The following is a 24,762-nucleotide window of genomic DNA, read 5'->3' on the forward strand; positions in this document are numbered from 1 at the left end:
ATTTTGCTCTATATCAAAGTAAGAGTGATTATCAATTGTATTAATGAGGTGGTAGATGCACTATGCGCACACTGAATTTTCTCTGTTGTGAATATTTGCATAATGAATCTTGCCCAAGTTGACCTAAACCTACTCGTTATTCTTAAACACCTTCTTGAAGAGAAGCACGTTTCCAACACGGCGTTGGCGTTGGATATGAGCCAACCTACGGTGAGCCGATCTCTACAAAAACTTCGCACTGTGTTCAACGATGATTTGTTGGTGCGAGCTGCTTATGGCTATGAATTGACCCCGAAAGCAGAGGTCATCAAGCAAGACCTCAACTCTGTGCTTACGCGCCTTGAGAAACTGGTTCACGGGGACGTGTTTGAACCACAAACGAGTGATAGTACGGTTCGTTTTTTTGGTTTGGTTCCTCAGGTCTCACACCTTTTGCCAAAAGTAGTGGCACAAATTCGCCAGCAAGCGCCGAATATGGTTATCGATATTGACTCGATTCCTAAACGACACTTTGAGCCTCTGTTATCCGGTGATGCGCACTTTGTGTTGTCGACGCATGAGCCATTAAGTTCTGAACAAAACCTGTATCGAATGTTCGTAATCAGTCGCGATTATCGGTTATTAATGAGCAAAGACCACCCGTTGGCAGACAAAGAGATCACAGTCGATGATTTACTTAACAGCCAGCTTGGCCAGATTTCGCTGCAAGGTGACAAAAAACTCTCGATTGAAAGTCGATTTAAAGACCTTGGCTTGATTGATAAGCAGCGCCAACTATCGATCCCAATTCAGTTGTCCAACTTCAATATTGCTGCGGATATTGCGGAGACGACCGACATCATCTTTCACTTGCCGACACCATTTGCGACACAAGCTGCCAATCAACGAGATTTAATTTGTAAACGCGTTCCCAAAGCGATCAGAAGCCCATCAGAAGATGTTTATCTCTATTGGCATAAACGTTTCCATAATGACCCTATGTGTCGTTGGGTTCGTGATTTATTTAAAGAGATATATACCCAATCCATCTAGGTGGTGAATGCTATTGAGGTCATGCTATTAAAATGAATATGTATTGGTTTTATTATTTGAAAGTTGAATAACGAGAATCAATTTTTGGTATGAAACTTTCGTTGATAAGAATGGTAACTGGTTGTTTAATGCAAACCATTATCATTACCAATCACATATAAGAATGAATATCATGTCTGAGAGATCTCTTTTGATTCGCAAACCTCTTTTGGTTCGTAAACGCCTTTCGATCGCAGTCGCTGTTATTTGTACCTCACTTTCGGCTAACGTGTTGGCGCAAGAAGAAGCGCAAGCAACAGATGAGCAAATGGTTATTACGGCAACTCGCACTGAAATGGCACTGAAACAAGCGCCGGCTTCAATGTCAGTGATCACCGCTCAAGACATTGAAGACAGCCCTGGTATTACTTTGGCTGACATCGTTGCAGAATCAACCAGTGTCGAATCTGACTTTGATAGCACACGTGCTGGGCGTCAGATGATTTCTATTCGTGGTATGGATTCAGATTACACGCTTATCATGGTGAATGGCCGTCGTCTAAGCTCGGCGAGTGCCATCATCCGAGGTAACGACTTCGACCTATCGACCATTCCTGCTGATTCAATTGAACGCGTTGAAATTATCCGCGGCCCAATGTCTGCACTTTATGGCTCAGATGGCATGGGTGGCACAATCAATATCATCACCAAGGCACCTGAAAATGATTGGAGTTCAACACTAAGCATGGACACGTCTTCACCGTTAGATGGTGATGGCGGTGAAGAGTACTCGATGGGCTTCACGACCTCTGGTGCTCTAATTGAAGACGAATTGTTTGCTCGCTTATCTGTTAACCAAACTAGCCGTGATGCTTGGCAACCCTATACTGGTACACATAGCTCTGGTTACGACCGCTCAGATGTTACGGCTTTAGAAGAACGAGACACACTAAGTTTACTCGCAAGCCTGACTTGGAATGCGACAGACAACCAAACGATCGACTTTGATTTCGGTTACAGTGACGACGAACGTGAATCATCTGCAGAAAACGTATCATCTGTGATTGAGTCTGACACACGAGTAGTGCGTCAGAGCCAAGCGATTACGCACAGTGGCTTTTGGAGCTGGGGTGATACACAAGTCCGCTACTCACGCGAAAACGTGACTGACAACGACGCTGCGGATTCTGATACTAACTACAGCAGTGACGTAGAAGAGTTAACTCAAATAGCAGAAGCATCAGCGACGACTTATCTTGGTGATAATCATACCGTAACGTTTGGTATGGACTATCAGTTGAGCGAATTAACCAACAAAGAAAACTTGGTCAATGGCACATCAGAAGCGTATCAAGGTGCGTTATTTGTTCAAGATCAATGGCTGATGACTGAGCAACTAACAGCAACCATCGGTGGTCGTTTAGATAAGCACGAATTGTACGGTGAAGAGTTCAGCCCGCGTGTGTATTTGGTGCATCAAGCAACGAATGACCTGATCATTAAGGGTGGCGTGGGTAAAGCATTTAAAGCACCAACATTGACTCAAAACCAAGCCGACTACACAGTTAACAGTTGTAAAGGTGCTTGTGATTTATATGGTAATGAAGACCTGAAGCCTGAAACGAGCTGGAACTATGAGATTGCAGCGATATACAGCCAACCTCGTTGGAACGTTGAAGGTGCCTTGTTCCGCAATGAAATCAACGACCTTATTGATCGTGACGAAACCTACTGCGAGAACGGCGGAATGTTTGAATCGGGTAAAGGGTGTGCCGATAGTTCTAGCTCAACTGGCTATGTGAAAGGCAAACGTACTTATACCAATGTGTCTGAGGCTGTGGTTCAAGGTGCTGAGCTTACTGGCCAATTCCAAATAACGGATGAATGGGGCGTGTCAGGTAACTACACGTTCTTAGACACTGAAGATAAGTCTACTGGTGAAGAACTGCTTGAGCGTTACAAGCACTCGGGTTTAGTTAAACTGAACTGGAACCCAACTTACGACCTGAACACCTTTGTTAGTGCGCGTTACCGAGGTGAGCGTAATATCGAAACTGATTTGACCCAAGAAGCATACACTACGCTAAATATTGGTGGGGTATACAACATTAATGATTCGGTTAGAGTACGCGCAGGCATTACTAACTTGACTGACGAAGCGGTATCACAAGAGCTAGAGAGCATGGGTTATGTTGAAGAGCCACGTACTTACTACTTAGGTATGACTGCGGACTTCTAATCGAGAGTTCGAACACCGATAGCTTGATACAAAAGAACCCACACTGGCTGGATGCTCGATAATGATCACGGCGAGTGCAGGTTCCTTTTTGTCTGTGCTTGAATCTGGCTAATTCGTTTTGTATCGACTGACCTAGATTTTTACACAAGCGATCAGAGCATTACCTGATTTGGTATCCCAAGGTAACAGCTTGTCATAATCGTGCTCAAAAATATGAACCTCAAAGTAGGGCTTCAATATATCGATCAACTCCTTAAACGAGAATGCCACCATCGGGTGTTCATCATTCCAAACTTGTGTCTCACCGGATGTTGTCTTTTCGATACTGAGTTTTAACGCCTGCTTGTCACCCTTGCCAGAGTAATACCAGCCTGAGCTGAACGTGAAATCATCTTGTTCAAGATTGGTGGTGTGTCGAACAAAAAGATCATTGCTGATCTTGTCTTTATCCACCACATTAAAACAGAAAATTCCCTCTGAATTTAAAGCACGATGTACGCTATCTATACATTCTTTTAGCTTCTCGAAACCATCGTTGTAATGGATTGAGTATAAGAAGCAGGTGATCAAATCCAGAGGTTCTGCCACTTCAAAACTGCTCATGTTTTGCACCGAGAAATTGGCTTCGGGGCAGCGAACCTGAGCGATATCTAGCATTGGCGCGTTGAGATCGAGTCCATTACTTTGGTAACCAAAATCGATAAAGTGACGAACGTGTGGACCAGTGCCACAAGCTAAGTCGAGGTGAGTCTTTCCACCATTTCCGAAAATTTGATGTAGCCTACGTACGCAGTTACTTTGCGCTTGATAGTCAATATCAACACACATTAAATCGTAGTAACTGGATAGGTCGGTATAAAGTGCGTTGGAAGAAATAGTAGCTGACATATTGGCGGACATAAGTGCCTACAGCGTTAGCTGATATAATGAGGGTGGCGCATCATATACCGAAATGTCGAAATCGCAATCAAATATTCGATCAAGTTATGTGCTTTAATTCTCGGTGACTGTACCTTAATTATGTGCGGCTGTGCTCAATTTGTATGGTTAGCCGACTCATTTAGCGTTAGCTTAAAAAGGCGTTGGATTATGAAAGAGAGCTGGTGGGTTATGCAGGATAGCCAGTGGGTTATGAAGGAGAACTGGTGGGTTATGCAGGAGAGCCAGAGGAACATGAAGGAGAGCAGGGAACTGCGATCAAGCTAGTGCTTCATAGCAAATCACATCATCGTTGATCGATACTTGATTTTTACCATTCGCTTTCGCACGATATAGTGCATCATCGGTAACACGAATAAGTGTATCAATGGTGTTGGCAGAGTGGCACTCGCATTGGTTGGTAACGCCAATACTCACGCTCGTTGTAAAAGCGCGGCGATTAATGCCAAAGAAGGTATGTTGGTTAAAGGTGTGGCAGATTCGTTCGCTGATGATTTTGGTATGGGCCGATTTCGCTTTTGGAATGAACACAATAAACTCCTCGCCACCCCAACGTCCAACTACACCACCTAACAACTCAATGTGAGTTTTAATGGTGTCTGCTAAGTGCCTAATCACCGTGTCACCCACTGTATGCCCAAATCGATCGTTAATCGATTTGAAGTCATCAATATCAATCAACAGACATGACATCTCCATATGCTGATTAACCGGCTTCTTGAGCCAATCGTAAATAGCACGGCGATTGAACACATGCGTTAAGTCATCATGCATCGCACGATGCAGCAACTCCCTTTCTAGTAATACTTTATCGGTGACTTCTTCAAGGATCACTTGTATCGCGTCTTCACCTTCCCAGTTAATCACGTTGTCATAGAGGTTGAAGTATTTGTGGGTGCCATCAAAGCATTGGTTAGACACCACGGAACTAAAGTTGGGTGTATTGCCATTGAGAATGTTCTCGCAGCGTCTGATGGCCGTTGAACGTTGATCTTCAGGTACGATGGGTAGGATAGAGTCCATCGCAAGCACTTGCTCTATTGTGTCTGCACCTTGTTGTTCTACCCATGCTTGGTTGACCATTAAAGGTTTGAAGTTTCTATGGATCAGGATCCCTTGTTTCGATGTATTAAGTAGCTTGCGATACATGCGATCCGTTTCGTTACGTTTGCGCTGAGCTTCGACTACGGATGTGATGTCGATGATAGTGACTTGGAGGGCGGGTTTACTATTGAGTTCAATAATGTGTGATAGGCAAAAGATAGAGATGTTGCGGCCATTGGCTGGAATATCGGTGTACAACTTTCCTTTTTTTAGTTTTCCTTTTATGGCCTCTAAGTAACGTTTCTTGGCTAACTCTTGGTAACTGTCAGGAACTAACGCATAAACAAATTCAACGTTCAATAACAGCTCTTCACGGGTTAGGTAACCAAAGATCTGAGCGATTTCGTTGTCGACATCAATAATTCGGTGATTTTGCAGTGTCATGCGCCCTTGCGCGGAATCGAAGTTCTGGCAGGGTGTCGTGGTGGTTAAATCTAATTGAATGCTCATATCGACCTGGCTACTTATTCGTTAAATTGAAACAGGTGTTGTTCCTCGGCGTAGTGACCACACAGGCATTGTGGAACACTTTTATGAAGAGACTAGATAAGAAAAATATGCTATCTAGGTAAGGTCAGTATGGCATTTATAATTTCATGATTAATCAGTAATTTTACTGATTCAAACCGAGTTCTTGAAAAGGAAACAATCAGGAAAGTCGGTCCGTAATTAAAGCCAAATCACTCAAGCTAAATAAGCGAACTAAACAAGGAGAGTTGAGGTAATGAAACCAGAAATTAAAGCACAGGATTCAATGGGAAACGGAACAGCATTGGAAAGCTGCACATCAATAGAAATTAAGCTTGATGACTTGTCGGGTGGGGAAGTCGTTGAATTGCTTGAAGAGCACCTTGCTGACATGTATGCCACGTCACCGGCTGAAAGCGTTCATGCATTGGATCTGGATGGGCTCAAGTCGCCAGAAATTACCTTTTTCAGCGCTTGGAAAGACAGCCAATTGCTTGGGTGTGTTGCCATTAAAGAGCTAAATCCCCAACATGCTGAACTGAAATCGATGAGAACCTCACAGTTTGCTCGAAAGTCAGGTGTTGCAAGCCAACTGTTACAGCATGTAATAGACACAGCAACCGTTCGCCAGTATCGACAAATCAGTTTAGAGACAGGCTCAGAAGATTACTTTAAGCCAGCGCGTAACCTGTATGAAAAGTTTGGCTTTGGATACTGCGAACCCTTTGCTGACTATGTGTTGGACCCGCACAGCCAGTTCATGAGTATTGAGTTGCGTTAGATGTGGTCGAAATTGTAGACCGAAGTAAAAGAAAGATTCCCTATCACGTTCGTTCCTCACTGTAGGGAATGACGGGCGGGGTGTATCTCGATGACTTGTACTTCTATTTTGCTGTTGTGAAAACAAAAAGGTTGCTCTGAGCAACCTTTTTTCTTTATGAATCAATAGATAAACTGAAAGCGTTAGCGTGTTTCTAGTTCTGCAAATATCGCTTCTGCATCCACAACGCTGCCTGAGATAGAAAGGGTACTGAAAGGAACCAAATCTTCTGGGTTTGATGGCTTTTTAACAAGCAGCTCTGGGTAGATTTTTGATTCACCCATTAACATCGCCTTTAGCTCTTTTACCGATAAATCAGGATAGCGCGACCACACCAACGCAGCGACACCGGAAACAACAGGTGCAGCCATACTTGTGCCACTTTTCGAACCGTAGGTGTTTCCCGGAGTGGTTGATAAAATGCGGTACCCAGGTGCAAACACATCAACCGATTTCTGACCGAAATTACTGAAGTTTGCGATCAAGGTTTCGTCTGCGTATTTCGCTGATGCGCCCACATCTAACCACGTTGAAATAGGCTTCGAGCGGTAGTGCTTAGCGTAGCGGTTTGGAAAGCTTGGTTTGATGTCGTTATCGTTGCGGCTGTTACCCGCAGAGTGAACGATCAATACGCCTTTACGAGCGGCATAGCGGAACGCGTGGTCAACGATGTATTTACGTGGCGAGTAGCTTTTACCAAAGCTCATGTTAATGATCTTCGCGCCATTATCGACGGCGTAACGCACTGCATTGGCAATGTCCTTATCTCGCTCATCGCCATTTGGCACCATGCGTACCGCCATGATTTGGGCATGATCCGCGACACCTTCAATACCAATAAAATTGCCGCGCTCCGCAGCGATGATTCCAGCAACGTGTGTACCGTGCGAACCGACAGGGCCTTTTACATCGTTGTTGCCGTAGCCTTTTTCCCAAGGGTTAGAAATGTCATCCCATACAATATCGCCACGCGTATCAAGATCTAAGTTAAGGTGGAAATCTAGAGAGTCTTGATAACGGCTACGACGTGATTCTAGATATTCAAAGGAGTACCATGAATCAAATACGCTCAAAAGCCCTTCAGCTGCTGTAACGACGCTAGCATTCTCACTATCTAACAGTGTTTTAAGACCGTTAGTAGAAAAGTCTTTTTGATCGACGAATTTAAGAATCTCTTCTTTGTACTCATTAGCTTGATTAGTTGCTGATGTTACGCGATTCAACGCATCTTGGTCATCTTTTAGAGACGACAAATAATCAGATTCAACACCTTGATAGTACTTGCGTTTCTTTCGAGGAATCCAATGTCCATTTTCTTTTAACTCGAGGTACTTTTTGTATTCTCTGGTGACCTCTAATGTATCTTGATCAACGTTAATACCTAACGAGTTACCCAGAAAGTTCCAGCCGTGGACATCATCGATGTAACCATTGCCGTCATCATCAATGCCATTACCTGGGATTTCGTTTTCGTTGGTCCAAAGTTTATTTTTTAGGTCTTCATGTTCAACATCGACACCCGAATCAAGAACGGCAACGATAACTGGCTGTGGCATAAGAGGGGGCATTAGGTAGTCATACACAATATCTGAACCCACGCCCTGAAGTCTTGTGTAGTTCGCCGATAAGTTAAACCAATCGCCGCGTTGTTCATCGGCGTTACTCATCATTCTCATAGAGAAGAATGAAGGTTGAATGGTTTCTCGTGAGTAATCCTCAACAATCGTGCCTTTTACATCTTGAATAAAAGGTGAGTTGATAGGTTGTGGCTCTGGGCTACTTTCGTTCAGAGTAGTAGCTGATACGTGGGTCGAAGCCATAATAGCTAGGGCTATAGTGGTAAGTCTTTGTCCGTGATTCATCTGTGGTGCATCCTTATCATTGTGCGACTAAATAGTTGTGCGACTAACGCTGACTTCTTCGAAACGAAGTGTAAAAAACACGCAGTAAGTCAGTTATTTGAGAGGGGAATGCCCGCTCAAAACGCAGTTAAAAGGTAATATGCAATCAGACTTGTATCATTCGCTTGGTCAATGAAATGGTAGGAAGATCTCACTGTGATCGATTTTTAATTCTCAAACTTTGAGCTAAATTCTATTAACAAAACCAACATTTATAAAATAAAGGTTGGGATTAAAGGCGTTTAAAATCAATTGATTGGATTGTTAATTATTGTATCTGAGGACAAGTGACTCGTTTCGGTTAGAGTCGAAGTGTGCGTCTGCTCCTCGTCTTTTGGTTACTCTAATGGCCAAAAAAATACACGAAACGTGTCATTGATAAACAACAGAGTCACTTGTTAACAATCTGATTAATTGGCAGTATTGTGTCAATTATTACCGTCACTACTTTTATAGACCTTTTTCCATGACGACTTATTTTGCTGGTTTTTCCCTTGGGCTTTCGCTGATTCTTGCAATCGGTTCTCAAAATGCATTTGTTTTAAAGCAAGGGCTTAAGAATCAACACGTATTGGCAGTTTGTGCTGTATGTGCCATTTCTGATGCCTTACTAATTAGCTTCGGCGTTACAGGCTTTGGCGCAATCGTTAAACAGTTCCCACAAATTGAGCAGCTCGCTCGTTATGGCGGGGCTATCTTTTTGGGTGTCTACTCATTCTTAAGCTTCCGTTCAGCATTTACTGAAACCCACGCCTTAGAAGCCACTGCTGAAACCAAAGACTCGTTAACCAAAGCGATTGCTATGTGTTTGGCGTTTACTTGGCTTAATCCGCATGTGTATTTGGATACTGTGGTATTGCTGGGTTCTATCTCAACCCAATATCAACCTAACCAAATGTTGTTTGGCGCTGGTGCAGTATCGGCGTCGTTTGTGTTCTTCTTTTCACTTGGATATGGCGCACGCTTCTTGGCTCCAATGTTTAAGAACCCGAGAGCGTGGAAGGTGTTGGAGTTTGTCGTTGGCGTGATCATGGCATCTATTGCAATATCTTTGATCGTTTAGCCGCTCGTAATTAGGCATTCAAACATATTATCTAAAGTGCCTACTTTTAGGCATTTCCTTTTTTAATTATTTCCAAAAAAGTAGAATTATTTTTCGTCTTTCGGTTTTGGCGTTCGTCTTAGGGGTACAAATACAAATTAATGACCTAATTCGGAGTCAACCATGATTAAACGTGTTAGCTTTAAAAACTGCCCATTCGTTCAACGTGTAATGGGTGCTTTAGTAATGAAAAATGTCCCATTTGAAATTGAATACATTGAGCTAAACAATAAGCCTCAATGGTTCCTAAATATTTCGCCAAACGGACAAGTGCCGGTATTGATTACAGAAAATGACACGGTTCTGTTTGAGTCTGATGCAATTGTTGAATACCTAGACGATAAATATGCGCCGATAGAAGAGGTGTCTGCAGAGCAAAAAGCACTAGATCGCGCTTGGTCTTATCAGGCAAGCAAACATTACATGCCGCAATGTGGAACGATGGGCAGTAAAGATAAAGAAACCTTTGAGACACGTTTAGCGAATCTTCAAAAATCCTTCCAAAAGGCCGAGAACAAGCTGGGTGACAGCGACTTCTTCAAAGGCGATGACATCTCTAACGTCGACATCGCTTGGCTACCACTATTACACCGAGCGTCAGTGATTAAAGAAGGCTCCGGTTTTGATATGCTTGAAGGCTTCCCGAAAGTACAGAAGTGGCAAGCGGCGCTGATTGAATCTGGCTTGACCGATAAAACCATTCCTGCGGACTTTATTGAGAAGTTCAGCGGCTTCTACTTAACGAATAACTATTTGGCTAGTCTCGTTGACGCTCGTTAATAATATGAATTAAATTGTAATATATTTTAATAGCAGGTCGTTCTAAATAAATGTCCTCCAAAAATAAAACTCATTCTTCTCTTTATATCTTTTATTGGGAAAAGAGAGAAACAGGATGAGTTTTTATATTTAGGCGTGAAGATTCAGGTTGTTTTTGAGAACGAGTGACAATTTGGCTAGTACGGTAACGACATGATTATAATGAACTTAATGTTGATGATGCTCAGGTTTACTATCAGGTTTATACGTATTTTAGTACTCGTCACTTCTCAGGAAATACATCTGTCTCATAAGTAAGACTGAATTAAATATCTATGATTGTTCGTTTGATGACCTAAAAATCTTGTGGTACTTTCTCATTCGCTCCGTAAATGAACAGTGTTTTATTATTCATTAGGGGCTGCTTATTTAATTTATTTTAAACAGTAACGCAACAGGTGAAATAGTGTCGGAAGCTATTGGCGGTTGATCAACGTTGCTGTAGGACAGACAAAAAAAGGGTATTTTCATGCTTAAATCATCATTTCTATTGGGCCTAGTTGGCTTAGTTTCACTTCCTACATTTGCTGCTGGTATTGAGGGTGGTCCATACATTGGCGCCGGCCTTGGTGTGTATCAAGACTCAGACACTGACGGCGCAGGTAATTTAGATGCTGAAAGCATGGGATATAGCCTTTACGGTGGTTACCAATTTAACCGCATTGTAGGTATCGAACTTGGTTACACGGATTATGCTGACTATGAATCATTTGGAACGAAGGTGTTTTCGCCAACATCGCTTTCTGTTGCAGCAAACCTTGGCTACACCTTCGATAACTCAATTCGTCCATTTGTACTAGCGGGCTTGAGCTACGTAGATTTGAACTCAAACAACGCTAGCTCTTTTGATGATGATTCTGGTGCCGGCTTTCATTTCGGTATTGGTGTTGAATACACGCCAGTAGAAAACCTAACATTACGTTTGATATCACAAGCAGACGCAGTAAACATCGAATTATTCGATAGAACAACGGGTAATCGATTGGAAAGCCGTGATGTAGCCTTTAGCACAGTAACTCTGGGTGCTTCATACAATTTCTAATGGCTTCTGTTAAATAGCTTAAAGCTAAAGCTATGGACACCCAAAACCGCTCTAACGTTGAGCGGTTTTTTTATGTCAAAAATAACGATTGCTCACGCTGTGGGCGGAGTTGGTCCAAAGCCTGAAATTAGTTGGTTTTCACAAGCTTATAAAAGGGAATTATCTCGACTATTTTGGTAGATTAAAGGTATTACAGACTTCCAGTGAGCAGCAATGAAGATTCTTCACACGTCCGATTGGCACCTTGGCCAAAACTTCTACAATAAAAGTCGTAAGAATGAACATGAACGGTTTTTACAATGGTTACTTGAGCAAGTTACAGAGCACGACATCGACGCGATCATTGTTGCTGGCGATATTTTTGATACCAGCACACCGCCGAGTTACGCTCGTGAGATGTATAACAAGTTCGTGGTCGACTCGAACAAGATCGGCTGCCAATTGGTGTTGTTAGGTGGTAACCATGATTCGGTGTCTGTGCTTAAAGAGACACAACAGCTGCTCAAATACATGGGTGCAGACGTGATTCCTAATACCAATGAAGATCATGCGACTCAGGTTGTCGAACTAAAAGGCAAGAACGGCGATGTAGAAGCGCTGGTTTGTGCCATTCCTTTTATTCGCCCTCGCGATGTGTTGACCAGCCAGGCGGGTGTCACTGGCGTTGAGCGTCAGAAGCAACTCGGAGATGCAATCAAACAGCACTACCAAAGTGTTTATGATGCCGCTGTAGAAAAACGTGCGACGTTTGAAAACAGCAAGCACATGCCGATTATCGCTACGGGTCATTTAACGGCGATGGGCGTTCAACAATCGGATTCGGTACGCGACATCTATGTCGGTAACCTTGATGGTTTTGCCGCTGATGGCTTCCCAGACGCAGATTATATTGCACTTGGTCATATCCACCGCCCACAAGTGGTGGCAAAGCGTGAATACATTCGTTACTGCGGCTCACCAATCCCATTAAGCTTTGATGAACTTAAATCTCAAAAGCAGGTCTGTGTGGTTGAATTTGTTGAGGGAGTGCGCACCATTTCTCAATTGCCAGTTCCAACGTTCCAACCCCTAGCTGAAATCAAAGGCGACTTGAGTGAAATCGAATCTCAACTGAATCAATATGTAGGCTTAGATAGCGAACAAAGCGTTTGGTTATCGATAGAAGTGCAAGCGCAAGATTACTTGTCGGATCTTCAAGAACGTATGCGCGCACTAACAGAAGGTTTGAATGTGGAAGTGCTTCAATTGCGCAGAGCAAGAGAACGTCGCAATCAGGCATTAGAGCAAGAATCAGCAGAAACCTTATCTGAACTGAGCCCGATGGACGTTTTTAGCAAGCGTATTGCCTTAGAAGAGTTTGAAACCGATTCTGAAAAAGCGCGTTTAGAGCGAATGACGGTGAAGTTTAAACAAGTGATGGTTGAAGTGTCTGAAAGCGCTCAAACACCAAACAAAGTAGAAGAGTAACCAGTATGAAGATTTTAAGCCTAGAATTTGAAAACCTGAACTCTTTGAAAGGACGTTGGAAGCTCGATTTTACCCAATCACCGTTTGCGGAAAATGGCTTGTTTGCGATTACTGGCCCAACAGGGGCGGGTAAGACCACCATTCTTGATGCGATTTGTTTGGCACTGTTCCACCGCACGCCGCGCTTAAAGAGCATTGCTAAAGGTAATAACGAATTAATGACGCGTGGCACGGGTGAGTGTTTCGCTGAGCTGGAGTTTGAAGTACAGGGCAAAACGTACCGCTCTAACTTCCATCAAAAGCGAGCGCGTGGAAAACACGATGGCGCATTACAAACGCCAACCTGTGAATTTGCCGATGCTGACACCGACAAAGTCTTAGAAACCATGCTGACCAAGAAGACAAAATTGGTGGAGCAGGTAACCGGTCTCGATTTTTCACGCTTCACTAAATCCATCATGTTGTCTCAGGGTGAGTTTGCGGCGTTCTTAAATGCCAATGCTAACGACCGTGCAGAGCTACTTGAAGAGCTGACGGGAACAGAAGTTTATAGCCTGATTTCCGAGCGCATCTACGATCATTTTAAGTCTAGTGAAGAGTCGCTTAATCACCTGAAAGCAAAAGCTGAGGGTGTGAGTTTGCTGTCTGAAGAGCAAATCCAAGAGCTAACCGCAGATCGAGAGACGTTAGAAGCTGAACAGAAGCGTTTGTCTGAGCAGTTAAAAGAGTGGCAAGCTCACCTTAGCTGGTGGAAAGACGTGACCAAAGCTGAGCAAATTATTGCGACCAGCGAGCACGATCTTAAAACAGCTCAAGATGAGCTAGACCGTAACCAACCCTCACTAGAGAGTTTGGCAAACAGTGAACCTGCCGAAAAACTGCGCCCAATGCACAAAGATTTAAAGCGTTGCGAACAAGAGGTGAACACTACTCAAGCTCACTTAGATAACAGCACTAAGTTACTTGCTGTTCGTGATGCGGAAAAGCAAGACGCGCAAACTCAACTGACTCAAAGCAGTGACGCTGTTCAGAAGATAAAAACCGAACAACAAGATCAAGAGAAGATCATTGAACAGGTTCGTCCTCTAGATAACCAAATTGCTGTACTCAAAGATAAGCAAACTGCGGCCGTTAATGCAGCGAATACGCTAAACGAGCAACACACGCAGCAGCGTAATCAACAGGTCGATTTAGTTCAAAAAACTGATGCACTGAAGCAACAATATCAACTCAGCACTGAGTACTTAAATACACATCAAGCTGACCAACATCTGGAAAAATACTTAGGTCAGTGGCAAGCAAAGGTAGAGCAAGTTCGTACTCTAGAGCGTCAGCATGCAGAACAGTTAAACTCAGCGAAGCAAGCCTTGTCTGCGGTTGATACTCAGCAAACGATCATCAAATCTGCGCAACAAGCTAAAGCAACGCAAGACAAAACTTTAAGTGAATTGGTTGTGCTAGAGAGTAGTGCAAAGCAACAGTGGGAAGCATTGCAAGGCAACACCAGCGAACAAGTATTGCATGCGCAAAAAGATCTGTTGGAGTTTTGGAATCGCAATACGCACTCATTACTTGAGATCAATCGTGGTTTCCTAAATGCCCAACAACAGCTGCACGTTAAAACACAAACACATCAAACTAACACTCAGTTGGTCGACAAGCTTTCGAAAGAGCGTGAAGTGTTGGTGGAGCGATATAAAGAGAAAGAGACTTCGCTTGAGCGATTAACGCGTTTGATTGATCAAGAAGGCGAGTTGGCGAAATACCGTGCAGCTCTAGAATCAGGCTCTGAGTGCCCGCTGTGTGGTTCAACAGACCATTCGATTGAACAGTCACAAGATATTGCAAATTTGGTTGCTCAAAAAGATAGGGAAAACCTAGAGTTAACGGCCATCAAAAAAGAAGGCCAAGAGCATCGTCAGCAGTTAGATTCTCTTGCCCCTATGATTGCAGCACTTAACGATGACATTCAACGTGCGCAAGCGGATATTCAGCAAGCTCAAATGAATTGGCAAGGCGTTGTCGGCAAGCTTCAACAGAGCTTATCGGATTTCGTTGGCACGGCTTCAGAGCTAGCAGTACTAACGATTAACGATTTAGGCAATGAAGCTACAGTCGTGACCTTTGCTCAGCAGTGTGAACTTCAACTAAGTCAGAGCTCACAGCAACTCAAAGCGTTGGCTGATGCTAAAGCGCATTACGCCGAAGCTGAGAAACAACGCCTGTCTGTAAGTGTTATGGCTGACAAGGCGCAGTCTAATCTCGAGTTGGCCGAGCAACGCTTAGCGGATCTGAATAAGCAAAATCACAGCACGAACGAACAAGTGGCTCAGATAGCTCAAGCGAAAGAGCAGCAATGGAACGCTTTGAAAGAGAGCATTGTTCAAACGGCTATTGAAGCGCCTGAACTTGAACATATCGATGATTGGTTTACTGCGAAATTGCAAGCATCAAGCATGTGGCAGCAAACCAAACACCAACAGGCTGATATTGAGAAGCAATTGATTACTCAAAATGCCGAATTGAAAACATTAGATGACAAGCTAAGTAGCGCAGAGAAAGAGATCGCGACACTGACGCAAGAGAGTGAGTCTTTAGTGTCAGAACTCACTCGTGTAACGGCTGAAAGAACAGAGTTGTTTGGTGACAAAGACATTCAAGCCACCAGCAATGCGATGAAGCAAAAAGTCACTGAAGCGGTAAATGCATTTGATGCAGCGCAGTTGGTGCTTAACCGCTGCGAACTGGAACATCGAACTGAGCAAACCAAACACATTAGCTTCTCTGAAGAGTTGGCCAGCAAGCAGTCAAGTTACACACAAGCGTCGAATGCTTGGTTAGAAGCGCTCAAAACGAGCCCATTCGGAGGTGAGGCTGATTTTGAAGCAGCATTGTTGGATGAAGAGGTTAGAACTCAACTTCAAAGCTTGAAGAAGTCTTTAGACGAAGCGATTGTCAGTGCTCAAGCTAGGTTGAACACCGCCAAAACGACGCAAGTGGAGCTACAAAACCACGAAAATGCTAAAGCATGGCAAGAGCAAGACCAACAGCAAGTTGAAGAAGCGACTACTGAATGCCAAAACGCACAACAAAGCCATGCGACAAAGATCGGCGCGATTTCTGCCAATCTTGAAACGGATAACCAGAACCGCAGTAATCAGCAAGATCTGTTTAAGCAAATAGACGAGCATCAGGTCGAGTTTGATGATATCTCACGTCTGAATTCACTTATTGGTTCTAAGAACGGCGACAAGTTCCGTAAGTTTGCTCAAGGTTTAACACTGGAAAACTTGGTGTACTTGGCGAACAAGCAGCTACAGCGTTTGCATGGTCGTTACGAGCTAAAACGTAAAGCCGATGATGGCTTAGAACTGCAAGTGCTTGATACATGGCAGGGCGATGTGATGCGTGACACCAAAACCTTATCCGGTGGCGAAAGCTTCTTAGTGAGCTTGGCGTTGGCCTTAGCGCTTTCTGATCTTGTGAGCTACAAAACCAGTATTGATTCTCTGTTCCTAGATGAAGGTTTCGGCACGCTGGATAGCGACACATTAGACATTGCACTGAATGCGCTCGATAACCTGAATGCGTCTGGCAAGATGATTGGTGTCATTAGCCACGTTGAAGCGCTGAAAGAGAGAGTGCCAGTTCAGCTCAAAGTAACAAAACACTCTGGCTTAGGTGTGAGTGAGATGGAGAAGCAGTACAAGGTTGTTGCTTAGCTTCTAGCCATATTCATTAGCGCAGAAATAGAGGTAGAGCTAGACCAAGCAGATCCCCGACTCAGTCGTTCCTCCTTCTCGAGGATGACGGAGTCGGGAGTTGTCATCAATCATGTCTCGTACTCCCTAACACATGGAACGAACATAATAATTATCGTCATTCCCTAAAGTGAGGAACGAGCGTAATAGGGAATCTCTAGTAAACGCAGGGAGTGGACTCATCAAAAAGGATACGGCCATGCACAAGAAGCCCCATTTACCAACTAAGACATGTCCTATTTGCCAAAAGCCTTTCTCATGGCGTAAAAAATGGCAGCGCTGTTGGGATGACGTGATCTACTGTTCTGAACGTTGTCGTCGTCATAAGCCAACTTTGGCGTAATTTCTGTTCGTTTTTAGAACACGTTAATAGTTTCGTCATTCATTTCTTAAGTTAATATTTCTATCTGTAAGACAACTAATGTATAAAGGCGGCATGAAGATACCTAAAAGAATACAGCCCTTAGTTGACGATGGTTTAGTCGACGAGGTGACAAGCCAATTAATGAGTGGCAAAGAAGCATCAGTGTACATAGTGCGCTGCGGCGATACGATCCGTTGTGCCAAGGTATATAAGGAAATAAGCCAGCGCAGCTTTAAAAAAGCAACGGCGTATCGTGAAGGACGAAAAGTCCGAAACAGCCGCCGTGCCAGAGCGATGGAAAAAGGCTCAGGATTTGGACGTGAGCAACAAGAGAAAGTGTGGCAAAGCGCTGAAGTGGACGCCTTGTATAAACTGGCAGAAGCGGGTGTTCGTGTGCCTGTGCCTTATGGCTGTTTTGATGGCGTGCTGCTTATGGAGCTAGTCACTGATGATGACGGTTATGTTGCTCCAAGATTGAACGATGTTGTAATGCCGCCAGAACAAGCGATTGAAGATCATGCAGTGATGATGACTTACGTGGTTAAAATGCTTTGCGTTGGTTTGATCCATGGTGACTTGTCTGAGTTCAACGTATTGGTTGATGAATACGGCCCTGTGATTATCGATCTACCGCAAGCGGTCGACGCTTCGGCTAATAACAACGCCGAGTGGATGTTGGCTCGTGACATCAATAACATTCGTGATTATTACGCTCAGTTTGCCCCTGAATTGGCGAAAACCGAGTATGCTAAGGAAATGTGGGCTTTATACGAGAAAGGCGACTTAAAGCCTGACAGCAAGCTGACGGGCGAGTTTACAGAAACGGACGATTTGGCAGACATCGAAGCTATTATGCAAGAGATAGACGCTGCGCGAATTGAAGAACAACACCGACGCGAGCGTGTTAAAGAAGAAAAAGAAGGTGTGGACGACAGCAAGTTCAATTGGGCTGAGTAGTCGTAATGATCCGTTTTGATCTTTAGTTAAACATCAGCCATATCTCCTTAAATAATTGATGCATTCGTTCTAAAAATAACCCAACAGAGTAACACTCGTTGGGTTTTCTTTTTTAGCACTCATCAAATTTTACCATTCATCAAAGCCAGCGCTTGGTATTCCTCACTACCAGTTTAACTGCTCACCATCGTAAGCGTAGAAGTGCCCACTTTCGTCCGGTGTGGCAGTGCGAATGATATCGACCAACTGATGGGCGACATAGCTCGACTCAAACAACTTGCCTTCAGGGACATTGGTCTGAAAAGGCTTAGATAGAGCCGTATCTGTTGTGCCCGGATGTAGCGCTAACACGGTGCCTTTCTTTATGGTACGTTGCCATTCAATCGACATGGTTTTGATAAACATATTGAGCGCTGCTTTCGATGAACGATAGCTATACCAACCACCTAAGCGGTTATCTGAAATGCTACCGACTTTGGCTGAAACTACAGCAAACTTTGGATTGTCGCTCGTTCTAAGAACAGGTGTGAAGTGCTTTGCCAGTAATAAGCTGGGTAGGGTATTCACCGAAAGGTTTTTCAGGAAGAATTCTGGGTCGATAGAAGATAGATTTTTTTCAGGCCCTAGATCTGGTGTATGAAGCATACCCACGCAGTTTATCAACCAGTCCAATTTTTCAAACTGTTTGCTGAGTTGCTCAATATCAGCTTCATTGGTTGCATCGACTTGGTGCCAGTTTAAGCGACTGTTTTCTAGTTCTGGCTGTTGAGAGTGATAAGTCGCGTCGACATGTACATCGAGAAAATCAAAGCGAGACAGCTCAGACAGTAGGTGCTTAACCACGGCGAAACCAATACCGCCGCTGCCACCAATGACCAATATGTGTAATCTGAGTTGTTCCACCATTATAAGTTCTCCAAGTTAGTCAGTCGTTGTTCTGCGGTGTCGAGTATCGCTTGTTGGTCTTGCTCATCCATATTGTCCCAAGAGCGATAAAGCATCCCCATTCGAGGGTTGCGATTTAAGGCCTCGCGATGTTTGTTCATGAAGCGCCAGTACAAGCTGTTGAATGGACAAGAACTCTCTCCACTGCGCTCTTTAATTTGGTAATGACAGCCTTTGCAGTAATCACTCATGCGATTAATGTAAGAACCGCTGGCAGAGTATGGTTTGGTTCCGACGATCCCGCCATCGGCAAAAAGTGCCATACCTCGCGTATTCGGCATTTCGACCCACTCAATCGCATCAACATAAATACCAAGGTACCAACTGTCGACTTGCTCCGGAGCAATGCCCGTAATTAAGCAGAAGTTACCGGTGATCATAAGCCTTTGAATGTGGTGCGCATAAGCAAACTCGAGGGATTGATCAATCGCGTGCTTCATGCAATTCATCTTGGTTTGTCCATCCCAAAAGTAATGAGGCAACTGACGGTCTGCTGCGTAGTGGTTTTTGTTTGCGTAAGCAGGCATGTTCGCCCAATAAACACCGCGTATGTATTCTCTCCAACCTAGAATTTGGCGTACGAACCCTTCGACTTGTGCAATATCGATAGTGGGTGTGCTTGATTTAGAAGAAGACTGATAAGCTGACAGTGCCGCATCAATCACTTCTTGGGGGCTTAGCAGTTTACTGTTCAACGAAAAGGAGAGGCGACTGTGATACAAACTCCATTTCGAATCGTGCTCGGTCGTCATCGCGTCTTGGAACTGGCCAAATAGTGGCAAACAGACTTGGCAGAAGTGAGCAAGCAGAGACAGACTTTGCGCTCGATTGACTGGCCATAATAACTGTTCGCCAACTTCACCAATGGTTTGAACTTGATGATGCTCGATGCGTTCTAAAATCGCAGAAATGTCGTTGGCAAACATTAATGGTTGCGGCAGGTTCTCGATGTCTTGTTTCTTTAGCTTCTTGCGATTGTTTGCATCGTAATTCCATTTTCCGCCAACCGGTTTGCCATCGTCGAGCAGGATGTCGAAACGCTTTCTCATTCGACGATAGAAATGTTCCATCATGATGTGTTTGTCTTTAGGAAACTCGGTTTCAATCTCGTCAAACGGAAACAAGAAGTGCTCGGAATCGCTACAGCCTTTGGTTGCATTGGTGAGTTTTAGCTTGTTCATCTGCTCTAAAAGGCGATATTCATCTGGCCTTTGATATTCGAATGTCTCTGCGCCGTATTCGTGTACATAGTGCTTTAGAAGTTTATCTAGGTTTTCAAATTGCGTTGTGTCGTCAAGAGTAAGGTGGAGTACTTGATGACCTTGTTCTTTGAGTTCGTCAGCGAAGTAACCCATCGCACAGAAAAACGCGGCCACTTTTTGAATGTGAGATGCAACATAATCCGTTTCTTGTTTGAGCTCAGCAATGATGTAAATAACGTCATCGTTAACTTGTTGAAACCATGAATGCTCAATGTTTAGTTGGTCACCTAATACAAGTCGTACCGTTTTAAATTTCATAATGCGTCCTGGTTTGTGAGGCTTGTTGAAACTGCGTTACCACCTACCCATTGGTTGATGAAGGAATGGTCTGGGTCGTACATTTCAGTCTGCTTGGCCAAATCAAAATGGCGTGATTTAGGTTGTGATTGGTTTTCAGTTTGCTCGTTGTGGGCGGGTTTATTGAGAGCCCCAGCGATATACGCCCAATTCCCCCAGTTTGATGCCACGTCATGGTCGATAAGTTGGCTCTCAAAATAGGCTGCGCCGTGTCGCCAATCGATCCCTAGTTCGTAGATCAAACAGCTGGCCGTTAACTGTCTTCCTCGGTTAGACATATAGCCTGTTTCATTAAGCTGACGCATACATGCATCGACAATCGGATAGTTGGTATTGCCACTCTTCCATTTGGCGAAATTCAGGTTCGACGTCGCTGAGGAGTTAGGGCTGTAGAGTTGACGGTTTGAAGAATCACCGAACAACGAGGAACCCAGTGACAAACACGTCCAATAGAAATATTCGCGCCATAACAACTCAAAGTAGATCCAATAGGTTGAATCGTTACTGCCATGTTCGGTTTCGAACTGTTTCAAATGGCGATAAATCGTTTTAGGCGAAACGCAACCGAGCGCTAACCACGGCGAGAACTTGGTTGAGTTTTCGATGCCGTCAAATGCGTTTCGAGTCTGCTTGTAGTTAAGGGCGTAATCATGTGAAAAGTAGTTTTCTAAATGCGCTAGTCCTGCGTCTTCTCCACCCAAATAATCGCTTGTTACTCCGCTCTCATCATTTGCTGAACTAAATAGTGGGATTGTCGATATTGGTTCAGGTGTCGCTATTGGTGTTACTGCTGGTGGAAGGCGTGAAATAACCGTCTCACTTTCATTAACGTCCAAGTGTTCGACTAGCTTTCTAAATTTGGTAAATGAGCTCGGAAGCTTTGACAATTCAAACGGCAGTTCATCTTGGTCAAACAAGGTGGAATGATGTGATAAACACATCACTAAGTTAGGGGACTGTCTTTGTGTCGATCGAATCAATTGTCGCTCGTCGTAGCTGCAATGTGCGTTAGCGAAAAAGTGAGTGACGTGTTGAGTAGCGATGATTTGGCTGAGTGCTTGCTCAGCAGCGTCTGGTTCTAAATGGTTACTGTGAATTACGACAAGTTGCTGCCCAAGCTTCACTAAATTCGATTCTAGATTAGCTATCGATTGTGAAATAAAAGCCTGGCGATGTGCGCCATAACTTTGTTCTTGCGCTAAATCAGCAGAGAAATGAACCAAAGTGGGTTCGACAATCACGCAAATGAGTTTATCGACGCTCTGCGCGGCGTAATGGAGCAATTGATTGTCGTTGATTCTTAAGTCGTTCGTAAAAAGATAGAGACCAATCTTTTTCATTGCTTGCACTCGTGATTTGTTAGTTATTAGACGGTTACGAGTGGATGAGCAAACAAGATCACAAATGATTACGCCGAATGGGTAATGGTTGAATTTGGGGAAAGAAGAGGATTGAGGAGAGAATAGAAGCCAACCAATAATACCGATAGAGGTTGGCTCATCAAGTCTGGCTTTATAAGCCAAAACAGCTATTTGTTAAGAGCGACAGTTTTTAGGAGCAGACAGTCCATAGAAACTCTAGTTCATAGAAGCAGTCAGTCTTTAGGAACGAGCTCTAGTCCATAGGAACGACGAGTATGTCGACAGGAGAAGAGTCTATCAATTGCTTCGAGTGCGAGATGATCTTATGCCAAAAATCATGATGGTGACCACAGAGCATCAGGTCAATGTTGTGCGCTTTTACGGTGTCTTTGAGCTTGTCATTCAAATCACCCGTACCCACAAAGATGTGCTGAACCGGCTGTTTAGCGTAAGCCTCAAACTCTCTTAGTTGTTTTATGGCATCTTCATTGACAGGTAGGTCATTCTCATTTTCTTGAATATCAACGAGTTCTGGGTAGATTTCTCCGTGAGTACCGTCGATATAAACAAATGAAAGTTCCGTTTCTAGTTTGTTCGCGAAGAAGGTTGCTCTATCAATGAGTATTTTTGAGTCATCAGACATTTCAAGTGCGACCAGAATATGTCGGTATTCCATAATTAAAGCCTCTTGTTATTAGTGATGTTACAAGCATAGTTTCTCTCTAAGTAAATGATATCGAAGAGGTCTCATATTGCGTAAAATCATCATTCAAAGATCTTCTAAGTACTCTCGTATTTATATCGCTTTGATTGATAAGAAATTTACAAAAGGTTGTTATAGTGAAGTGAGTTCGATCTTTACGCTTTTTGCTATTAGATAAGCTCGATAGTCCAACTCGTCAATAACCAAGAGGCATCAATGACAGCATTACTCACCATCCCAACTCGAACATTAGGCTTTGACTACGATATTGAGATCCGCGATTGGTCGCAAAAACTTGTCGGTTTTCACGTATTTGAAGATGGTAGACGACCGCTCGATGGTGGTATTGGCTTGAGCTTAAACCTCGTTGAGCAGTTTGATGTGAATGGTCGTTGGTTAGATTCATTGCCAGCTCGTTATCGTGAGATCACCGATGATTTCCCAGAGTATCAATACCAGATGTTGTGGCTCGCGGCGAATACTTATGAAGCTGCTCAACTGCTTGAGTTAAGACCGGTTATCTTGGCGTTAATCTGCATGAAACACAGTGTCGATAACAAGAAAGCATTGGAACTGAGTCGTCTAGGGCAGAAGAGAATCTTAACCAAACTGGGCTTAGACGGCAGTAAAGCCACACTCAAATTTATCGATAAGCTAGAGCTTCATTACAACGTCGGTGATGAGCTTGACCACATTGTGCGAATTCTCGAACCCCTGCAAAGACGTGTTCTTAAATTCAAGCATTACTCCAAAGTTGGCTACACAGCGCTTCGTTTGGACCAAGTTCATCCATTTCTAACCGGCAGTCGATTGGGCATTGCGATGGTGGAAGAGGGTAGGCTTAATGCGCCTTCAAAAATGGCGATGTTCCAAGATGCGATATTGTTAGGACTAGATTTGGAGATGGATGATCCATTACGCGCCATTACCAGTCAGAACTCTTTTGCGATGTTCGAACAACTTCACGATAGATGGACAGAGCAACGTCAACTGCGTCGTTTAGAAGGTAACCGCCCAATGGATAAAGACATTCCTTACCCGGTTCCTTTGCTAGGTAACGACAATATTCATCCACTTACTGATTACTACGACCTTGAACAAGAAGGCGTGGAGCAAAAACACTGCATTGGTGTTTATCACAATCGAATCATGAGCGATCGCTATGTGGTATTCCGCATGTTCAAACCTCAGCGTTTAACCATAGGTCTACGTCGTGTCCCGAGCAAAGCGTTTCCGTTTGAGATTGACCAAATTTGCGGGAAACGAAATGCACCGCCATCGGAGTCTGCTCGCCAAGTTATTCATGATTGGTTAGAAGCGAGTAAGCAAAAGTATCCGAAGCAATAGCTGTGAAGTAGAAGGAATAACAGGATGTTTCAACAAGGCGATTTATGCCCGCATTGTGGTTTGATTATTGTCATGCCAACAGATTTGCAAGCCGAATGCTTAGGGTGTGGTGAAGAGATCAATCAAGACCCTGCAGACGATTACGACGAAGAAGAGTAACTTTATCTACACTGATATAAACCAAGGCTAGGATGGCCGTATTAGCCCTTCAAAGGATGGGAAGACATGCAGAAAGTAATCTTTAGAAATTGCGATGAGAGTTCGCCATATTGGAGTGATTTAGAGCGCTTGTTTCAAAGTGAATGGTCGGATTTTAAGTTTAAAGATACCTATAAAGACTGCGTACAACTCCCTCCAGTAATAGTAGTGCTTCGCGATAATGTGGTCATTGGTGGCTTGGCATATTCCCATTTTCAGGAACCTCATCAAGTAAGAGATGTGGTTTGGGTCAATGCTGTTTATGTTGATGCTCAATGGCGAGGCCAAGGTATTGCAAGTGAATTGATTAATCGTGGTGTAAAACAGGTTTCTTCTACAGTACAAACTCAACTGTACGTGTACACCAATGTAATGGAACTCTACCAAGGGTTAGGTTGGTCAGTCGTCGATATCGACTCAGAAGCAAACCATAAAGTGATGAGTATAGAGCTTATTCGATAAGCTTAGAGCAAAGCCGACTATTAGGTTATCTACCTATCGAGTATTGAACCTATCTCTTTATCAACAACGTATAATCCTGTTAAATTTTCGTTTGAAATGATACCTATATCGCCTTTAAATCAAACAACTCGCTGTTGATTAAAACGATCACTACGATTTATTGCAGCAGTTGTTGAGCACAAAGCCTATATTG

20 protein-coding genes are annotated in these 24,762 nt (G+C 43.7%); 13 read left to right on the forward strand and 7 right to left on the reverse strand.

The features are described 5' to 3' along the window. Positions 1-102 precede the first annotated feature (102 nt). Together AC3CIA_RS07530 and AC3CIA_RS07535 are read left to right on the forward strand one after the other, a co-directional pair. Positions 103-1,032 (forward strand): LysR family transcriptional regulator, encoded by a 930-nt coding sequence (locus AC3CIA_RS07530; protein ID WP_065205298.1) that lies wholly within the window; start codon positions 103-105, stop codon positions 1,030-1,032. A gap of 172 nt (positions 1,033-1,204) precedes the next feature. Then, on the forward strand, positions 1,205-3,250 hold the full coding sequence (locus AC3CIA_RS07535; RefSeq protein WP_488518812.1) for a TonB-dependent receptor domain-containing protein: 2,046 nt from the start codon (positions 1,205-1,207) through the stop codon (positions 3,248-3,250). Between the two features lie 132 nt (positions 3,251-3,382). Here AC3CIA_RS07535 and AC3CIA_RS07540 read toward each other — a convergent pair whose 3' ends face one another. Both AC3CIA_RS07540 and AC3CIA_RS07545 read right to left on the reverse strand, forming a co-directional pair. Further along, positions 3,383-4,138: a class I SAM-dependent DNA methyltransferase gene (locus AC3CIA_RS07540; protein ID WP_488518813.1), complete on the reverse strand. Its 756-nt coding sequence runs from the start codon at positions 4,136-4,138 to the stop codon at positions 3,383-3,385. 309 nt (positions 4,139-4,447) lie between these two features. After that, a complete protein-coding gene (locus AC3CIA_RS07545) occupies positions 4,448-5,743 on the reverse strand; it encodes a sensor domain-containing diguanylate cyclase (protein ID WP_488518814.1) in 1,296 nt (431 codons plus the stop codon). 274 nt (positions 5,744-6,017) lie between these two features. Here AC3CIA_RS07545 and AC3CIA_RS07550 point away from each other — a divergent pair, with 274 nt between their 5' ends. Continuing rightward, positions 6,018-6,542: a GNAT family N-acetyltransferase gene (locus tag AC3CIA_RS07550; protein ID WP_488518815.1), complete on the forward strand. Its 525-nt coding sequence runs from the start codon at positions 6,018-6,020 to the stop codon at positions 6,540-6,542. A gap of 182 nt (positions 6,543-6,724) precedes the next feature. Here the strand turns inward: AC3CIA_RS07550 and AC3CIA_RS07555 are convergent, their stop codons facing one another. After that, complete coding sequence (locus AC3CIA_RS07555) at positions 6,725-8,443, reverse strand: S8 family peptidase (RefSeq protein WP_488518816.1); 1,719 nt, start codon at positions 8,441-8,443, stop codon at positions 6,725-6,727. Between the two features lie 505 nt (positions 8,444-8,948). On the opposite strand from AC3CIA_RS07555, the gene AC3CIA_RS07560 reads away from it, so the two are divergent. The 7 genes from AC3CIA_RS07560 (at position 8,949) to AC3CIA_RS07590 (ending at position 17,994) form a co-directional block, all read left to right on the forward strand. After that, the gene (locus AC3CIA_RS07560; protein ID WP_017090253.1) at positions 8,949-9,545 is read left to right on the forward strand and encodes a LysE/ArgO family amino acid transporter; all 597 of its coding nucleotides are present in this window, start codon (positions 8,949-8,951) and stop codon (positions 9,543-9,545) included. Between the two features lie 162 nt (positions 9,546-9,707). Continuing rightward, the gene (locus AC3CIA_RS07565) at positions 9,708-10,364 is read left to right on the forward strand and encodes a glutathione S-transferase family protein (RefSeq protein WP_488518817.1); all 657 of its coding nucleotides are present in this window, start codon (positions 9,708-9,710) and stop codon (positions 10,362-10,364) included. A 508-nt stretch (positions 10,365-10,872) separates the two neighbouring features. Then, positions 10,873-11,445: a porin family protein gene (locus AC3CIA_RS07570; protein WP_488518818.1), complete on the forward strand. Its 573-nt coding sequence runs from the start codon at positions 10,873-10,875 to the stop codon at positions 11,443-11,445. A gap of 213 nt (positions 11,446-11,658) precedes the next feature. After that, the gene (gene sbcD, locus AC3CIA_RS07575) at positions 11,659-12,912 is read left to right on the forward strand and encodes an exonuclease subunit SbcD (protein WP_488518819.1); all 1,254 of its coding nucleotides are present in this window, start codon (positions 11,659-11,661) and stop codon (positions 12,910-12,912) included. 5 nt (positions 12,913-12,917) lie between these two features. Beyond that, positions 12,918-16,634, forward strand: coding sequence for an SbcC/MukB-like Walker B domain-containing protein (locus AC3CIA_RS07580; RefSeq protein ID WP_488518820.1), 3,717 nt, complete (start codon positions 12,918-12,920; stop codon positions 16,632-16,634). A gap of 238 nt (positions 16,635-16,872) precedes the next feature. After that, complete coding sequence (locus AC3CIA_RS07585; RefSeq protein WP_017078065.1) at positions 16,873-17,016, forward strand: DUF2256 domain-containing protein; 144 nt, start codon at positions 16,873-16,875, stop codon at positions 17,014-17,016. Positions 17,017-17,109: 93 nt separating this feature from the next. Next, positions 17,110-17,994, forward strand: a complete 885-nt coding sequence (locus AC3CIA_RS07590; RefSeq protein WP_029221996.1) for a PA4780 family RIO1-like protein kinase — start codon at positions 17,110-17,112, stop codon at positions 17,992-17,994. Positions 17,995-18,159: 165 nt separating this feature from the next. Here the strand turns inward: AC3CIA_RS07590 and AC3CIA_RS07595 are convergent, their stop codons facing one another. The 4 genes from AC3CIA_RS07595 to AC3CIA_RS07610 form a co-directional block, all read right to left on the reverse strand. Continuing rightward, complete coding sequence (locus AC3CIA_RS07595) at positions 18,160-18,900, reverse strand: SDR family oxidoreductase (RefSeq protein WP_488518821.1); 741 nt, start codon at positions 18,898-18,900, stop codon at positions 18,160-18,162. After that, complete coding sequence (locus AC3CIA_RS07600) at positions 18,900-20,459, reverse strand: cryptochrome/photolyase family protein (protein ID WP_488518822.1); 1,560 nt, start codon at positions 20,457-20,459, stop codon at positions 18,900-18,902. The genes AC3CIA_RS07595 and AC3CIA_RS07600 overlap by 1 nt, the downstream gene beginning before the upstream one ends. Next, the gene (locus AC3CIA_RS07605) at positions 20,456-21,838 is read right to left on the reverse strand and encodes a DASH family cryptochrome (RefSeq protein ID WP_488518823.1); all 1,383 of its coding nucleotides are present in this window, start codon (positions 21,836-21,838) and stop codon (positions 20,456-20,458) included. The genes AC3CIA_RS07600 and AC3CIA_RS07605 overlap by 4 nt, the downstream gene beginning before the upstream one ends. Positions 21,839-22,112: 274 nt before the next feature. After that, on the reverse strand, positions 22,113-22,535 hold the full coding sequence (locus AC3CIA_RS07610; RefSeq protein WP_054546383.1) for a universal stress protein: 423 nt from the start codon (positions 22,533-22,535) through the stop codon (positions 22,113-22,115). Between the two features lie 243 nt (positions 22,536-22,778). On the opposite strand from AC3CIA_RS07610, the gene AC3CIA_RS07615 reads away from it, so the two are divergent. The 3 genes from AC3CIA_RS07615 (at position 22,779) to AC3CIA_RS07625 (ending at position 24,569) form a co-directional block, all read left to right on the forward strand. After that, entirely contained in the window at positions 22,779-23,909 is a 1,131-nt protein-coding gene (locus tag AC3CIA_RS07615; protein ID WP_488518824.1) for a PcfJ domain-containing protein, read from the forward strand. A gap of 24 nt (positions 23,910-23,933) precedes the next feature. After that, positions 23,934-24,068, forward strand: coding sequence for a hypothetical protein (locus AC3CIA_RS07620; RefSeq protein ID WP_009846853.1), 135 nt, complete (start codon positions 23,934-23,936; stop codon positions 24,066-24,068). A gap of 66 nt (positions 24,069-24,134) precedes the next feature. Next, a complete protein-coding gene (locus tag AC3CIA_RS07625) occupies positions 24,135-24,569 on the forward strand; it encodes a GNAT family N-acetyltransferase (RefSeq protein WP_488518825.1) in 435 nt (144 codons plus the stop codon). Positions 24,570-24,762 lie beyond the last annotated feature (193 nt).

Source organism: Vibrio sp. QJM3NY_27 (assembly GCF_057785955.1).